Source organism: Seonamhaeicola sp. MEBiC01930, from assembly GCF_045277075.1.
Lineage (GTDB): Bacteria > Bacteroidota > Bacteroidia > Flavobacteriales > Flavobacteriaceae > Seonamhaeicola.
Genome location: NZ_CP104270.1, coordinates 3,036,363 through 3,053,378, shown reverse-complemented (window position 1 = coordinate 3,053,378; position 17,016 = coordinate 3,036,363). Strand labels below are relative to the sequence as shown.

Annotated in this window: 13 protein-coding genes; 7 read left to right on the top strand and 6 right to left on the bottom strand. The window is 31.0% G+C overall.

Annotation, left to right across the window (positions count from 1 at the left end; all coding sequences use genetic code 11):
* Nucleotides 1-177 precede the first annotated feature (177 nt).
* Nucleotides 178-558, top strand: a complete 381-nt coding sequence (locus tag N1F78_RS13240; RefSeq protein WP_406683643.1) for a LysM peptidoglycan-binding domain-containing protein — start codon at nucleotides 178-180, stop codon at nucleotides 556-558.
* 48 nt (nucleotides 559-606) lie between these two features.
* On the opposite strand, the gene cmk is transcribed toward N1F78_RS13240, so the two are convergent.
* The 4 genes from cmk to N1F78_RS13220 all read right to left on the bottom strand — a co-directional run bounded on the left by cmk (nucleotide 607) and on the right by N1F78_RS13220 (nucleotide 5,800).
* Nucleotides 607-1,302 (bottom strand): (d)CMP kinase, encoded by a 696-nt coding sequence (gene cmk, locus N1F78_RS13235; protein WP_406683642.1) that lies wholly within the window; start codon nucleotides 1,300-1,302, stop codon nucleotides 607-609.
* Between the two features lie 85 nt (nucleotides 1,303-1,387).
* Nucleotides 1,388-2,407, bottom strand: a complete 1,020-nt coding sequence (gene porQ / locus N1F78_RS13230) for a type IX secretion system protein PorQ (protein ID WP_406683641.1) — start codon at nucleotides 2,405-2,407, stop codon at nucleotides 1,388-1,390.
* A 99-nt stretch (nucleotides 2,408-2,506) separates the two neighbouring features.
* On the bottom strand, nucleotides 2,507-4,957 hold the full coding sequence (lon, locus tag N1F78_RS13225; RefSeq protein ID WP_406683640.1) for an endopeptidase La: 2,451 nt from the start codon (nucleotides 4,955-4,957) through the stop codon (nucleotides 2,507-2,509).
* 171 nt (nucleotides 4,958-5,128) lie between these two features.
* The gene (locus N1F78_RS13220) at nucleotides 5,129-5,800 is read right to left on the bottom strand and encodes a rhomboid family intramembrane serine protease (protein ID WP_406683639.1); all 672 of its coding nucleotides are present in this window, start codon (nucleotides 5,798-5,800) and stop codon (nucleotides 5,129-5,131) included.
* Between the two features lie 61 nt (nucleotides 5,801-5,861).
* Here N1F78_RS13220 and N1F78_RS13215 point away from each other — a divergent pair, with 61 nt between their 5' ends.
* Nucleotides 5,862-6,743 (top strand): lysophospholipid acyltransferase family protein, encoded by an 882-nt coding sequence (locus N1F78_RS13215; RefSeq protein ID WP_406683638.1) that lies wholly within the window; start codon nucleotides 5,862-5,864, stop codon nucleotides 6,741-6,743.
* On the opposite strand, the gene glmM is transcribed toward N1F78_RS13215, so the two are convergent.
* Nucleotides 6,740-8,128, bottom strand: a complete 1,389-nt coding sequence (gene glmM / locus N1F78_RS13210; RefSeq protein ID WP_406683637.1) for a phosphoglucosamine mutase — start codon at nucleotides 8,126-8,128, stop codon at nucleotides 6,740-6,742. The genes N1F78_RS13215 and glmM overlap by 4 nt on opposite strands.
* Before the next feature lie 135 nt (nucleotides 8,129-8,263).
* Between glmM and N1F78_RS13205 the strand changes: the two genes are divergently transcribed.
* Both N1F78_RS13205 and N1F78_RS13200 read left to right on the top strand, forming a co-directional pair.
* On the top strand, nucleotides 8,264-8,875 hold the full coding sequence (locus N1F78_RS13205) for an ACP phosphodiesterase (RefSeq protein WP_406683636.1): 612 nt from the start codon (nucleotides 8,264-8,266) through the stop codon (nucleotides 8,873-8,875).
* Nucleotides 8,876-9,017: 142 nt separating this feature from the next.
* Nucleotides 9,018-9,716, top strand: a complete 699-nt coding sequence (locus tag N1F78_RS13200) for a hypothetical protein (RefSeq protein WP_406683635.1) — start codon at nucleotides 9,018-9,020, stop codon at nucleotides 9,714-9,716.
* 8 nt (nucleotides 9,717-9,724) lie between these two features.
* Here N1F78_RS13200 and N1F78_RS13195 read toward each other — a convergent pair whose 3' ends face one another.
* Complete coding sequence (locus N1F78_RS13195; protein ID WP_406683634.1) at nucleotides 9,725-10,249, bottom strand: hypothetical protein; 525 nt, start codon at nucleotides 10,247-10,249, stop codon at nucleotides 9,725-9,727.
* 103 nt (nucleotides 10,250-10,352) lie between these two features.
* On the opposite strand from N1F78_RS13195, the gene uvrA reads away from it, so the two are divergent.
* The 3 genes from uvrA to N1F78_RS13180 all read left to right on the top strand — a co-directional run bounded on the left by uvrA (nucleotide 10,353) and on the right by N1F78_RS13180 (nucleotide 16,895).
* Complete coding sequence (uvrA, locus tag N1F78_RS13190; RefSeq protein WP_406683633.1) at nucleotides 10,353-13,184, top strand: excinuclease ABC subunit UvrA; 2,832 nt, start codon at nucleotides 10,353-10,355, stop codon at nucleotides 13,182-13,184.
* 64 nt (nucleotides 13,185-13,248) lie between these two features.
* Nucleotides 13,249-13,938 carry a TIGR00730 family Rossman fold protein gene (locus N1F78_RS13185; RefSeq protein ID WP_406683632.1) on the top strand — a complete coding sequence of 230 codons (690 nt, stop codon included), beginning with the start codon at nucleotides 13,249-13,251 and terminating at the stop codon, nucleotides 13,936-13,938.
* 125 nt (nucleotides 13,939-14,063) lie between these two features.
* Nucleotides 14,064-16,895, top strand: a complete 2,832-nt coding sequence (locus tag N1F78_RS13180) for a metalloprotease (protein WP_406683631.1) — start codon at nucleotides 14,064-14,066, stop codon at nucleotides 16,893-16,895.
* Nucleotides 16,896-17,016: the final 121 nt, after the last annotated feature.

Sequence of the window (17,016 nt, the reverse complement as noted above, 5' to 3'; positions counted from 1 at the left end):
AGGAGCGCAAAAATACATATTATTACACTAATTACCTAAAAATGAATAAATAATATTTTTTGTGACTAATATTAATTTCTTGTGTCCGAATTAATGAAAAGTTAAAGCAAACAATAATTTAATTGCATAAGAAATTTATTATATTGTATCATTATTAAATAACATAAAACTACAGACATGGCAGTAAAAGAAAAATATCAACCGGTACTTGAACTTGGTGAATCATTAAACATTCAAAATGGAGATGTTCAAATTGAGGGTGATGTAATAAAAGTTTGGGGTACGGCAAATACCCAATATGAAAAAAACTTAATTTGGGATAAAATTAAAGAAATTGGAGGTGATAACCCTTCCGATATTATGGCAGACATTAGGGTTGCTGATGAGAGTATTTATCATAGACATGTGGTGAAAAGTGGAGAAACTTTAGGTAAAATAGCTAAGCATTATTACAAAGATGCTATGAAGTACAAAGATATTTTTGAAGCTAATACGGATATTTTAAAGAATCCTGACTTAATTTATCCAGATCAAGAATTAATTATTCCAAATCTTTAATATATAACACTATTATATACATAAAAGCGGCTGGAAGGTCGCTTTTTTTTATTCTAAATCTTCTATAGCCATTGTAACTAATTGAAATACTTGATCAAACTGCTCTTGCAATGAAAGGTTGGAGTTATCTATTTGAATAGCATCATTGGCCTTTATTAAAGGAGAATCCTTTCTCGTGGAATCTAAATGGTCCCTTTCTTGAACATTTTTTAGTACGCTTTCATAAATTACCTCATCACCTCTTTCAACCAATTCTTTGTATCGTCTTTCAGCTCTAGTTTCTGCTGAAGCGGTCATGAATAATTTAAGCTCTGCATTAGGAAAAACAACTGTACCTATATCACGTCCATCCATAACAACACCTTTGTTTTCTCCTAATTTTTGTTGAATTGCAACAAGTTTTTTTCTAACCTCTGGAACAGCTGCTACTTTACTAACAAAACCTGATACTTCAAGAGTACGAATAGCCTTTTCAATATTTTTATTATTCAAATATACTTCAGCAAATCCTACCTCTTTATTAAACACAAAACTTATATTTATTTTATCTAATTGATAAATAAGAGCTTCAACATTAAAGTCATTTTTATGAATTAACTCTTTAGACATGGCATAATAAGTAACCGCTCTATACATAGCTCCAGAATCCACATATATATAGCCTAATTGATATGCTATTTGTTTAGCAATAGTACTTTTTCCTGTAGAAGAATACCCATCTATGGCTATGGTAATTTTATTCATTGCAAAATTTTAAGTGGTAAAAATAATAGTTAATGTATTTTAAATAACATTTCAATACTTTTTAACTTATAAATTTTGGTTTTCTTTATTCTAAATCTATTTGTAAACCAAAAAAATTAGAGTTAGCAGCACTTGTATATTTGGCATGCGTATAACTAAATCGCATTTTATTCATTTTAATTGAAATACCAGCGGATATCCCTGAAAAATTTCGTTGATCTACTATTCTAAGCTCTTCGCCTCTTCTAAAATTATATCCTAACCTTATATTAAATCCGCCTTCAGGGAACAATTCAGCTCCTAAAATAGTATGCCTAATTAATTGTCCAAAAAAATCTAGTTTCTCACCTGTTTGGTTTCCACTTAAATCACTTGTTACTCTGGCTGGATTGGAACTAGAAATTGGCCATTGCTGCAAATTCTCAAAGGTTACATGCCAACGAATTGGTACATTTTCTAATTTTTGTGACAGTCCTAAACTCACTTCAAAAGGTAAACTTTCATAAACATCTGCATAAGTAGTTATTTGTGTGCCAAGATTCCTAATGACTAAGGCTGCATTAAAATCTAAATATTCGTTTATATATAATAAGCCTACATCAATAGCCGCTCCAAAAGAGGTGTATTGCTCTAATTTTGAGCTTATAAGTTTTACATTTCCACCTAAATAAAAATCTGAATATCCAATTTGACGTGAGTAGCCGAAAGACAAAGCCGACTCGCCACCCGAAAAAGTACCTGTTGAATTTCCTTGCTCATCATAACCATCAAATGAACCATAGTTAATATAGGTTACACCAGCATGAAATGTTTGTGTTCTTCGGTCTACTGTATAAGCATATGCTGCTGTACCATAACCAATCCCTCCAAGATAATTGACATAATTTAAAGCCAATTGATTATCCATTTCAACATTAATAGTAGCTGGATTGAATAATCCTTGGGTTACATCATAATCAACATTGGTTAAAACCTTACCACCTAAAGCTGCTTGCCGCGGAGAAGAAATAAGGTTAAGAAACTGATAGGTATGTTCCCCTCCTATTTGTGCAGTAATTGAGGCCGTATAGCACAGACAAAATAAAGTGATAATTCTTCTTAGCATATATAAGGTACAAAGAAAGTAAATCTATCTTAAAACGGTCGTAACTATCTTTTATTTTACATTATAAAAAAACCTCGATTTTCTCGAGGTTTTTTCATTTTATAATTTCTTAGCGTTTTTAACCGTTTGTTTGGTAACAGCCAGATCAATTACCTCACTCATATCTGTTACATAATGAAAGGTTAAACCTTTTAAGTACTCAGGTTTAATTTCATCTATATCTCTTTTATTTTCTTCACATAACAAGATTTCTTTTATTTTAGCGCGTTTAGCTGCTAAAATTTTCTCCTTAATACCTCCTACTGGAAGCACCTTACCTCTTAGTGTAATCTCTCCTGTCATAGCTAAACTTTTCTTGACTTTCCTTTGAGTAAATAAAGAAACTAGAGAAGTTAACATTGTAACCCCTGCACTGGGCCCATCTTTTGGTGTAGCTCCTTCTGGTACATGAATATGAACGTTGTACTTATCAAAAACTTCCGGATCAATTCCAAAAGCATCGGCATTTGACTTTATATACTCCATGGCAATAGTAGCTGATTCTTTCATTACTTTACCAAGGTTTCCAGTAATTGTTAATGCTCCTTTACCTTTAGATAATATAGATTCTATAAATAGAATATCACCACCTACCCGTGTCCAAGCTAAACCTGTAACTACACCGGCTACATTATTGTTTTCATATTTATCGCGTTCTAATTTAGGGCTTCCTAACACCTCAATAATATCATCGTTAGTAACTTTAATATTATAATCTTCTTCCATAGCAATATTTTTGGCTGCATAACGTACTATTTTTGCTATTTGCTTCTCAAGACCTCTAACTCCAGACTCTCTAGTATACCCTTCTACAACCTTTTCTAACTGTGGCTTTCCTATTTTTAAATTATCTGTAGTTAAACCATGTTCTTTTAATTGTTTTGGAAGTAAATGACGTTTTGCTATTTCAACTTTCTCTTCTATGGTGTAACCAGTAACGTTTATTATTTCCATGCGGTCCAACAATGCAGGTTGAATGGTTGCCAAACTATTAGATGTAGCTATAAACATAACTTTAGAAAGGTCATAACCCATTTCTAGAAAATTATCATAAAACTCACTGTTCTGTTCAGGGTCTAATACTTCTAACATAGCTGAAGAAGGATCTCCTTGATGAGAATTAGATAGTTTATCAATTTCATCTAAAACAAATACCGGGTTTGAGGTTCCTGCTTTTTTTAAACTTTGAATAATACGCCCTGGCATAGCACCAATATAGGTTTTACGGTGCCCTCTAATCTCTGCTTCATCGCGTAAACCACCTAATGAAACTCTAACATATTCTCTACCCAAGGCCTCTGCAACCGACTTTCCTAAAGACGTTTTACCAACTCCAGGAGGACCATACAAACATAAAATTGGCGACTTCATATCATTCCGAAGTTTCAATACTGCTAAATATTCAATAATTCTTCGTTTAACATCATCAAGTCCAAAATGATCCCTATCTAAAATTTTTCTAGCACGTTTTAAATCAAATTTGTCTTCACTAAACTCATTCCATGGTAAATCTAAAAACAACTCTAAGTAATTACGCTGAATAGAATATTCTGCCACCTGCGGATTCATGCGTTGTAACTTACCAATTTCTTTATCAAAATGTTTTGCTACTTTTTCATCCCAAATTTTGTCTTTGGCTTTAGCTTTCATTTCTTCAATCTCCTCATCATGACTTACACCTCCCAACTCTTCTTGAATGGTTTTCATTTGCTGATGCAAGAAATATTCACGCTGTTGTTGGCTCATGTCCATCTGAACCTTAGACTGGATATCATTTTTAAGTTCTAACCTCTGAAACTCAACATTCATATGCTTAAGGGTAGCTAAAGCACGTTGTTGAAGATCGTTCATTTCTAATAACTTCTGCTTTTCAGTAACAGATAAATTCATATTGGATGAAACAAAGTTTACTAAAAACGAATTACTTTCAATATTTTTAATAGCAAATGAGGCTTCACTAGGTATGTTTGGGCTTTCTTTAATAATTTCAAGTGCTAAATCTTTAATAGAATCAATAATAGCTCCAAATTCTTCATCTTTTAAACCAGGTTTAGCTTCGGGTAAATCTCTAATGGTTGCATTCATATAAGGTTCTTCAGTAAGAACTTCTGCAACTTTAAAACGTTTTTTTCCTTGTATGATTACCGTTACATTACCGTCTGGCATTTTTAAAACACGCAGAATTCTGGCAACTGTTCCAGTTTCGTGTATTTCTTTAGCTGATGGATTTTCTACTGATTCATCCTTTTGTGCAACAACACCAATAACCTTACTGCCTTTATTGGCATCTTTAATAAGTTTAATAGACTTATCTCTTCCTGCCGTAATAGGAATTACAACACCAGGAAACAACACCGTATTTCTTAAAGAAAGTATTGGTAAAGTCTCTGGTAATTCTTCATTATTCATAGCCTCCTCGTCTTCAGGAGTCATTAACGGAATTAATTCTGAGTTTTCATCAAATTCCTGTAATGACAAACTGTCAAGCGTCATAAAATTAGATTTCTTCATATATACATTTAAGTCAATCTGTCATTAAAAGCAAATCAACTTTATTAATTTAAAAATTATTAAACCAATATTCTGCTGAATATCAGTTATTTACAAAAAACATATAAATATTATATCATTATAAATTCAATAGATATGCCAATAATGAATTTGTAAACTAAAATTTATGAGTTATAATTTCCCTGCTCTTTGCAAAACAAAAAGTAATACAATTGGTATAGCCAAAACAGCAACCATTATTGGGTTTGTTTGGAGCAATGAAGGTATTAATACTAAAGTTATAAGATAACCACCAATGGCGCCTCCAAAATGAGCATCGTGTCCAATATTACCTATACGCGTTTTCATACCATAAATTGAATACAATAAATAAGCAATACCCAATATATATCCTGGAATGCCCAAATCTATATCACCAATCCTAGAAGGCAAAAATAAAAAATAGTATTCTCGTTCTGGACGCAATAAAATAGCTGAATATAATATACCTGTTACAGCTCCACTGGCACCCACAGCACTATAATGATACTCATTTTTATGAAAATAAAATGACAATAAACTACCTGCAATTAAACTTCCAATATAAATGACGAAAAAATAGAATTTGCCTATATCATAAATTACTAAATCGGCAAATAGATATAACGCAAACATATTAAAGAATAAATGCTTAGTATCCGCATGTAAAAACCCTGAACTAAACATTCTTATCTTCTCACCACGGCGAATTGCACCAATATTAAATTTATGCTTTTCAAAAAAACCAAAGTCTTTAAACCCCTTATAAGATATTATAACATTTGCCGCAATTATTATCGTTGTTATTATATCTAAATTTCCCATATGGTATAAACGTTTAAAATCAAATTAACATATATTTGCTTTGCAAATCTAAAATTAATTCATGCAATTTCTAATATATATTATTGTTTATCCGCTTTTGTGGGGTATCTCTAAACTACCATTTAGATTGCTTTATTTAATTTCAGATGGGTTATTCATACTTATGTATTATTTTATTGGTTATAGAAAAGAAGTTGTTACAAGTAATTTGCGTCTTGTATTCCCTCAAATACCTGAAAATGAATTAAAAGCTATAAGGAAAAAATTCTATAGACATTTATGTGATATGTTTTTAGAAATGGCCAAAACTATGTCTATGTCTGAAACAAGTTTGAAAAAACGCTTTTTAGTTACTAACCCAGAAGAATTTAAACGGTTAGAACAAAAAAACAAAAGTATTCTTCTAATGTATGGACATTACGCTAGTTGGGAATGGTCTTTAATTTTACAACAGTACATAAGTTTTAAAGGCTTTGGCGTTTATAAAAAATTAGCTAATAAACATTTTGATAAACTCGTTAGAGATATTCGTTCAAAGTTCAACACTCAATTAATTAGCACAAAAGAAACTATAAGCGCAATTACCAACAGTGAATCTGAAAATGTAAAAAGCATTACAGCTTTTATTAGTGATCAATCACCAAGAGTTACTAAAGATGTATATTGGCAAAGTTTTATGGGGGTTACTGTACCCTGTTATACAGGTGCTGAACGATTAGCTAAAAAACTAGACCTTAATATAGCCTATTTAAAAATTGATAAAATAAAAAGAGGCCACTACAGAGGTGAAATTGTTACTCTAGTTGAAAACCCAAAAGCTTATAATGACTTTGAAATCACAGACTTGTTTTTAAAAGAGGTTGAAAAACAAATATATCATGCGCCTGAATACTATTTTTGGACGCATAAACGCTGGAAACACAAAGACAAAAAACCTTCTTAAGCTTGTGCTATAGCTGTAATTTCATCAATAAACTTATCAGCTAATGCATCTGCTTCATCTTGAGATTTTGCCTCGGTATAAATTCTTATAATAGGCTCAGTATTACTTTTACGTAAGTGCACCCAACTTTCTGAAAAATCTATTTTAACACCGTCAATTGTAGTTAATTGTTCATTTTGATACCTTGTCTCCATTGCTTTCAAAATTGCATCAACATCTAAACCTGGTGTTAATTGAATTTTCTTTTTACTCATAAAATAGTTAGGATATGTTTTTCTTAATTCACTAACAGAAATATTCTTATCAGCAAGTAAACTTAAAAACAAGGCAACCCCAACTAAAGCATCACGACCATAATGAGATTCTGGGTAAATAATACCACCATTACCTTCACCTCCTATTACTACCTTATTTTTTTTCATGAGCTTAACCACATTAACCTCACCAACAGCACTCGCTTCATAAGTTCCGCCATGCTTTTCTGTAATATCTCTTAATGCTCTGGTAGAACTCATATTACTTACTGTATTACCCGGTGTTCTACTTAAAACATAATCTGCACAAGCCACCAATGTATATTCTTCTCCAAACATTTCTCCATTTTCATCCATAAAAGCTAATCTATCAACATCCGGGTCTACAACAATACCAAAATCAGCCTTATGTTTTTTAACAGCTTCTGATAAATCTGTTAAGTGTTCTTTCAATGGCTCTGGATTATGCGGAAAATGCCCATTTGGTTCACAATGTAATTTAATAACATCTACACCCAATCTTTCTAAAAGTAATGGAATAGCAATTCCGCCACTAGAGTTTACACCATCAACTACCACTCTAAATTTAGCTTCTTCAATAGGTTTAACGGTTACTAAAGGTAAATCTAAGACTTCAATTATATGTAAATCAATATAAGCATCATTTTTAGTAATCTTCCCTAAATTATCTACATCAGCAAAATTAATATCACCACTTTCTGCAATATCTAAAATTTTAGCACCCTCATCCGCATCTAGAAACTCTCCTTTTTCATTAAGTAATTTTAAAGCGTTCCATTGCTTAGGATTATGACTTGCTGTTAAAATAATTCCTCCATCTGCATGCTCCATTGGCACAGCAACTTCAACAGTAGGGGTAGTAGATAAACCAACATTTATAACATGAATACCCTGTCCTACTAATGTATTCATAACCAAATTTTGAATCATATTACCTGAAATACGAGCATCTCTACCAACAACAACCCTGTAATTTTCTTTGCTTCTGTTCTGTTTTAACCATGCTCCATAAGCAGCAGCAAACTTAACGGCATCAATGGGTGTTAAGTTATCACCTGCTGGACCGCCTATGGTTCCTCTAATTCCTGAAATTGATTTTATAAGTGTCATAAATTTTTGATTCTAATTTTTACAAACGTACATATTTTTTTCACACTGTATTTTAATTAAAACTTAAAAATTGATTACCTGAATAATTTATTCGATAAAACCTCAATTTTTATATGGAATTCGTAAATTTCACATATGAATTATTTAGCACATATTTATCTTTCAGGAGATAACCATTTGGTAACTATTGGAAATTTTATTGCCGATGGTATTAAGGGGAAAAATTATCAGAAATACTCTAGAGAAATACAAATTGGAATTTTGTTGCATAGACAAATAGATACTTTCACTGATGCTCATAAAACTGTTAGAATAAGTACTAAAAGATTACATGAAAAATATGGGCATTATTCTGGCATTATTGTAGATATTCTTTACGATCATTTTCTCGCAAAAAACTGGGAGAAATATTCCTCAATATCTTTAAAGAATTATGTAGAAAATTTTTATGACACATTAGAAGAAAACTATGAAATTCTTCCATTAAGAATTCAAAAAATGTTGCCTTACATGGTTACTGACAATTGGTTATTAAGTTACGCTTCAATTGAAGGTATATCAAGTGTTTTAAATGGAATGAATAGAAGAACTAAAAACCGTTCTAGCATGAATAAAGCTATTTTTGAACTTCAAGAGTTTTATACCGAGTTTGAAATTGAATTCACTTCTTTTTTTGATGAACTAATTAAATTTTCCAACAAGAAACTTAATGAGTTGAATGAAATGGAGCTAAAAAGAATTATTTGATATAACTGTCTTAGAAATAAATAATATATTGTGTAAATAAATTGACCTTTTAGGAATTCTCTTATTTTTACTGGCTTTTCCTTTAGTAAATGAATTGTATTTAATAACTTAGTTTTGTGGATTGCAAATTTGAATTCTCATAGTGAAGCAGAAAAAAATATTTAAAATTATTATCGGTAGTATAATTTTTATTACGCTACCAACACTGTTATTGTATGCTTTTTTATATCTAAAATATAATCAAGACCTTCCAAATGGTATCACTGGAAAGAACGCTGATGAATTAGCAGACAAAATGCTAAATAGCTTAAATTATGGAGCTTATGAAAAAACTGATACTTTTGAATGGACTTTCAAAAATAAACGTCATTATGTTTGGAAAAAAAACAAAGGTATTTGTGAAGTATACTGGAAACAATATAAAATAACCTTAGATTTTAACGACCCTAATAACCACGAAGCCTCAGTACACAGTTTTAAAGTAGATGGTGAGTTGTCTGATGAACTTATTGATAAAGCAGAGAAATATTATCTAAATGATTCTTTTTGGGTTTTTGGGCCATACCAAGTTTTTAATAAAGATGTAAAAAGATTATTAGTTAAAACTGAAAATGGCGATCAGCTTTTAACCACTCACCCAAATGGCGGTTCCTATTTGTGGCAATTAGATGAAAATAACAAGCCTCAGAGTTTTAAAATGTGGACATCTGAATTACCAATTGATGGCTTAGAAGCTACCTGGACAAGTTGGACTACCACAAAGACTGGAGTAACTCTACCAACTTTTCATAAAATTTTACTTTTAGGTATAGAAATAACTGATATTAAAGGTGTTAATTAAAACAATTATTACTTGCTCCTCTGCCCAACAAAATTGTGAGATTTAGACTTAAATAATATATTAAAACTAGTTAAACTACCATAAATTCTTGTAATATATTGTTGCAAATCTATTTTACCTTTTTCATCCAAATCACTAGAATTAATGCGCTGTTCCATAACACGTAACCTATCTCTAACCATAGTTATTTTATGAAAGAATTTATCAATAGGTAATTCATATGGTTTCAAGTTATCATCAGCCGGTTGCAAAATAAGAGTTCCTCCTTTATATTTATCTGCAATAGGCACAATCTCACTAGCATCACTCCATTTTTTTAAAATACTAACTAAGCTAGACTCTATATCAAATAAGCTTATAGTATCAACATCGTCATAAGCCGCTTCTATAATATCAAATTCACTATCTAAGTCAATAGTTTCTAAACCATTATCAATAAATGTCACCCAGTAATACTGTGATGTTACATTGGTAATAACACCTTTTCCGTATTCCGAATGATTTATTCTTGAGCCTATTCCTAATATTTTCATAAGTGATTTGTTTATAATTTCTAGACACAAGTATAATAAAACTGAAATAAATCTTCACAGAAAATTAACAACTAAAATTGTAACTTTGCACTTTTGCCAATTTATGAGCCAATTTGACGATTTTATAGAGGTTAAAGGCGCTAGAGTGCATAACCTCAAAAACATTGATGTTTCTATACCTAGAGAAAAACTTGTTGTTATAACCGGGCTTTCAGGAAGTGGTAAATCGTCATTAGCTTTTGATACCATTTATGCAGAAGGACAGCGCAGATATATTGAAACTTTTTCTGCTTATGCCAGACAATTTTTGGGTGGTTTAGAGCGACCTGATGTTGATAAAATAGATGGTTTATCCCCCGTTATTGCCATAGAACAAAAAACAACAAGTAAATCGCCTCGTTCTACAGTTGGTACGATTACTGAGATTTATGATTTTATGCGCTTATTATTTGCCAGAGCCAGTGATGCTTATAGCTATAATACTGGTGATAAAATGATAAGCTATAGTGACCAGCAAATAAAAGATTTAATAATTAAAGATTTTGACGGAAAACGGATAAATATTTTGGCTCCTGTTGTAAGATCTAGAAAAGGGCATTACCGTGAATTATTTGAGCAAATAGCAAAACAAGGTTTTGTTAAAGTTAGAACAGATGGTGAAATTCGAGACCTTGTTAAAGGTATGAAGTTAGACCGATATAAAACTCACGATATTGAAATTGTAATCGATAGATTGGTTGTAAATGATTCTATTGATAACGATAAAAGACTAACAGAAACCATTAATACGGCAATGTATCATGGTGATGATGTTTTATTAGTAATTGACCAAGACACAAACAAAGCCCGCTATTTTAGTAGAAATTTAATGTGTCCGTCATCGGGCATCTCTTACCCCAATCCAGAACCAAATAATTTTTCATTCAATTCTCCTAAAGGCGCCTGTACTAACTGTAATGGAATTGGAGAATTATATCAAGTTAATGTAAAAAAAATTGTCCCAGATCAAACTTTATCTATTAAGAATGGAGCATTGGCACCCCATGGTCCTGAAAAGAATAGTTGGATTTTTAAACAGTTCGAAAATATTGCTCAGCGTTTCAACTTTAAGCTGACTGATGCCTATAAAGGTATTCCTAAGGAAGCCAAAGACATGATTCTTTACGGGGGAAACGAAAAATTCTCTGTAGAAAGTAAAACGCTTGGAGTAACAAGAAACTACAATATAGATTTTGAAGGTGTTGCCAACTTTATTGAAAACCAATATAAAACAGCCGAATCTACTTCTCTAAAAAGATGGGCAAAAACCTATATGGACAAAATTAAATGTCCAGAATGTAAAGGCAGCCGACTAAAAAGAGAGTCTCTTTATTTTAAAATAAACAATAAGAATATAGCTGAACTTGCCAATACTGATATTATTGATTTAGCTAAATGGTTTAATAATTTAAATGAAAATTTATCCAAAAAGCAGTTAAAAATTGCCGAAGAAGTTTTAAAAGAAATTAAATCTAGATTACAGTTTTTGCTTGATGTTGGTTTAGACTATTTATCCTTAAATAGAAGCTCAAAATCACTCTCAGGTGGCGAAGCTCAACGTATAAGACTAGCAACACAAATTGGCTCACAATTAGTTGGAGTACTCTATATCCTAGATGAACCAAGTATTGGTTTGCATCAGCGTGATAACGAAAAATTAATCAATTCACTTATTTCGCTTCGAGATATAGGTAATTCTGTTATTGTAGTGGAGCATGACAAAGACATGATTGAACGTGCAGATTATGTCATTGATATTGGGCCAAAGGCAGGTAAACACGGTGGCGAAATAATTAGTACTGGAAATATTAGTGAATTAAGAACGCATAGTACATTAACCGCAGATTACTTAAATGGTAGTAAAGAGATTGAAATACCTATAAAACGTAGAAAAGGGAATGGCAAGTTTTTAGAGCTAGATGGCTGCACTGGAAATAATCTTAAGAATGTTTCAGTAAAATTTCCTTTAGGCAAAATGATTGGAGTTACCGGAGTTTCGGGTAGCGGGAAATCAACATTAATAAATGAAACTTTATACCCTATTTTAAACGCACATTATTTTAATGGCGTAAAGGTACCGATGCCTTACAAAAGTATTAATGGGTTAGAAAATATTGATAAAGTTATAGATATTAACCAATCCCCCATTGGAAGAACACCTAGAAGTAACCCGGTAACATATACCGGAACTTTTAGTGAAATTAGAGCCTTATTTGCTAAAATACCAGAAGCTATGATACGTGGTTATAAAGCTGGCAGGTTCAGCTTTAATGTAAAAGGTGGTCGTTGCGAAACCTGTCAAGGTGGAGGTTTGCGAGTTATAGAAATGAATTTTCTACCTGATGTTTATGTAGAATGTGAAACCTGCCAAGGCAAAAGATTCAATAGAGAAACTCTGGAAATAAGGTACAAAGGCAAATCCATTAGTGATGTGTTAAATATGACCATTAATGAGGCTGTAGAATTCTTTGAGCATATTCCTAAAATTTATAAAAAACTAAAAACTATTCAAGATGTTGGTTTAGGTTATATTACCTTAGGACAACAGAGCACTACACTCTCAGGCGGTGAAGCACAGCGCATCAAATTAGCAACAGAATTAAGTAAACGGGATACCGGGAATACCTTTTATATTTTAGATGAGCCAACTACTGGTTTACATTTTGAAGATATTAGAGTTCTTATGCAAGTTCTTAACAAACTAGCGGACAAAGGTAATACTGTATTGATTATAGAACATAATTTGGATGTCATTAAAACTGTAGATCACATAATTGATATTGGATATGAAGGTGGTAAAGGGGGAGGACAAATTGTTGTTGAAGGTACTCCTGAAGAAGTAATTAAACACAAAAAAAGTTATACTGCCAAATTCCTTAAAAAAGAATTAAATTAGCTTTTTAGGAGCAGAAAAACTATTAATATTCAGGTAATAACAAAACCATTTATAATAATAAAATATGAGAAAAGAACTTCATCATAAAGGTTGGAATGAGATAAAAACGAATGACTCTTGGGCTATTTTTAAAATCATGGGAGAATTTGTTAATGGCTTTGAAAGCATGAGTAAAATAGGCCCATGTGTTTCGGTTTTCGGATCAGCTAGAACAAAACCAGACCACAAGTATTATAAACTTACGGTTGATGTGGCCGAAAAAATTGTAGAAGCTGGATATGGAGTTATTACTGGTGGCGGACCAGGAATTATGGAGGCAGGTAATAAGGGCGCTCATTTAGCAGGAGGAACCTCTGTCGGATTAAATATTGAATTACCTTTTGAACAACATGACAACCCATATCTAGACCATGACAAGAACTTAAATTTTGATTACTTTTTTGTTCGTAAAGTAATGTTTGTAAAATATTCGCAGGGATTTGTGGTTATGCCTGGTGGTTTTGGTACACTTGATGAGCTTTTTGAGGCTCTAACGCTAATACAGACACATAAAATTGGGAAATTCCCCATTATACTTGTGGGCACAGAGTTTTGGGAAGGATTATTAGATTGGATTAAAAAAACATTGTTAAATTCCTTTGGAAACATTAGCCCTAATGATTTAGATCTTATTCATTTGGTAGATTCTCCTGAAGAAGTAACTGCTATTCTAGATGAATTTTATAAAGAATCTCAATTAAGTCCTAATTTTTAGTTAGTAATTTCACCTATTAAACTGTTTAATATAAAAGCACTTTTTAATGCTGAAATTATTCACCAACATATTTTTATATATTGCGTTGCCTTAAGTGAATTTTAATCTAAAATGTTTTGTAAACTTTGAATTTTCGTTTCCTAATTTATTTTTTATTTAGCATTACATGCTTTTCTAATTTTGGTCAGAATAAAATTGATCTTAAGGCAGACTTTGATGTTGAAAAAAATAAAATTTCAATTTTTCAAACTATTCAATACCAAAATACTTCAAAAGACACTTTAAAGACCATCTATTTAAATAATTGGGCCAATAGTTTTTCAACTAAAAGCACGCCTCTTGCAGAGCGTATTGCAGATGAATTTAATAATGATTTTCATTTAGCCAAAAATAAAGATAGAGGGTATTCTATAGTTACATCAATTTCTCAAGATAAAGAATACTTAGAGTACTGTGAGCTCGAAAATCATCCTGATGTGATAAAGGTAGAATTAAGACAACCTTTAAAACCAGGAGAATATTACAAAATTACTTTACAGAACATTGTTCAAATACCAAATGATAAGTTTACAAAATATGGTATTACTGAAAAAGGAAATATTAATTTGCGCTATTGGTACATAACCCCTACAGTATACAATAATGGGATATGGAACTACTATAGTAACAAAAACTTAGATGATTTATATATACCCAAAGCTAATCTTACTTTAGAAATAAATTACCCCTTAGGTTTTGAACTAACTTCCGAATTAGATTCTAAAAACTTAAAGCAAAATAAAAAATACCAAAATATCACGCTATTTGGCAATGATAGAAAGAATACAAAATTGTTTTTAAGAAAAACCAAGGATTTTAATACTATTCAAAACGAAGACTTTTCTTTAGTATCTAGTATAAGCGATGAAGGTCTTGAAGTAATTGATAAAGTACTCATAACAGAAAAAGTACTTGATTTTTTAACAATCAATTTGGGAGACTACCCTCATAAAAAGCTTTTACTAACACAAATTGATTATGATAAAAACCCTTTATATGGCTTAAATTTTCTTCCAAGCTTTATTAAACCTTACCCAAATCACTTTCAATATGAGTTAAAAATATTAAAAATTGCACTTCAAAATTATTTAGAAAACTCTCTAATTATAAACCCCCGTGAAGAACAATGGTTGTTAGATGGTATACAAATATATTACTTAATGAAATATATTGATGTTCATTATCCAGATATGAAGTTTCTAGGATCGTTTGCTGACATTTGGGGTGTGAGGTCATTTCATATTTCAGATATGAAATTTAATGATAAATATATACTTGTTTTTATGCTTATGGCAAGAACAAATAGGGACCAAAAGCTTACTTTACCAAAAGACTCTTTATTAAAATTTAATGCAAATATTGCAAGTAAATACAAAGCTGGTATTGGGTTTAGGTATTTAGATGATTTTATTAATAAGGATACAGTTGAAAAAAGTTTGGCTGCCTTCGTTAGAGAAAACAAGTTAAAACAAACATCTACCAAGGAGTTTGAGTCTTATTTAAAATCAAAAACCAGTAAAAATATAGATTGGTTTTTTAATGATTATTTGGATACAAGGAAAAAAATTGATTTTAAAATTAAGAAAGTTATAAAAACAGAAGATTCTATAACCCTTACTATTAAAAACAAAAGAGATAACAATATGCCTATCTCGTTGTTTGCTTTAAAAGATGATAGTATAATTTCTAAAACATGGGTAGAAAATATATCTGGTAGCAAAACACTATCAATTCCAAAAAGTAATGCTAACAAACTTGTTTTAAATTACAATAAAGTAATTCCTGAAATTAACGTGAGGGATAACTGGAAATCCCTAAAAGGTTTCTTTTTTAACAATAAACCATTGCAGTTCAGAGTTTTTCAAGATATTGAAGATCCTCATTATAATCAAGTATTTTTTATGCCTGTGGCTGAATTTAATAATATTTATGATGGACTTACTATAGGAACAAGAATTTACAATAAAACAGTTCTAAGAAAACTACTTAACTATAGGATTGAACCGCAATATGCATTTAAATCTAAATCCATTACAGGGTCAGGTTTTGTTTCTAATTCACATTATTTTGAAAACTCAAAATTATATCATTTAATTTATGGTATAGGTGCTGGGTATTCTTCATATGCAGAAAACCTTTTTGTAAGACAAATTACACCAAGTTTATCTTTTATGTTTAGAGAAGCGACTGATTTCCGATCAAATAAAAGACAGTCTCTAATCTTTAGATATATTGACATAAACCGAGATAGAGACGAAAACAATATTTTAACTTCTAGTGAACCCAACTATGGAATTTTCAATGTACGATATATTGATTCAAATGATAATTTGATAAATTTTAATAAATGGTATGTAGATTTTCAGGTTGCCAAAAATTTTAGCAAAATAGCATTCAACTATGAATATAGAAAGCTGTTTGAAAGTAATAGACAGCTAAACTTAAGATTGTTTACAGGTGCCTTTTTTAAAAACAACACAGGTAATTCAAACTATTTTAGTTTTGCTTTAGATAGACCTACTGATTATCTATTTGATTATTCATATCTGGGCAGATCAGAAGCTACTGGAATATTTAGTCAACAGTATATTACTGCTGAAGGAGGATTTAAATCAAAATTAGATTTTCCTTTTGCAAACCAATGGATGTCTACTCTCAATGCCAGTACCACACTTTGGAAATATGTTTTAGCCTATGGTGATATTGGAATTGTAAAAAACAAACATGATTCTGCACATTTTGTGTATGACTCTGGTATAAGATTAAATTTAGTTACTGATTACTTCGAGATATACTTTCCCGTTTATTCTAATTTAGGATGGGAAATAGGTCAACCTAACTATGACCAAAAGATTAGATTTAAGTTTACAGCAGACCCCAAAGTATTGCTTGGATTATTCAGAAGAAAATGGTTTTAAACCATATGTTTTTAACCTTTTTTCAGTAATTCTTTGTTTTTAATGATAAATACCTATTTTTTTCACAATATTTTAACAATTATTAAACTTATTGTAAGTATTTATCCTTTTGTTTAATTGC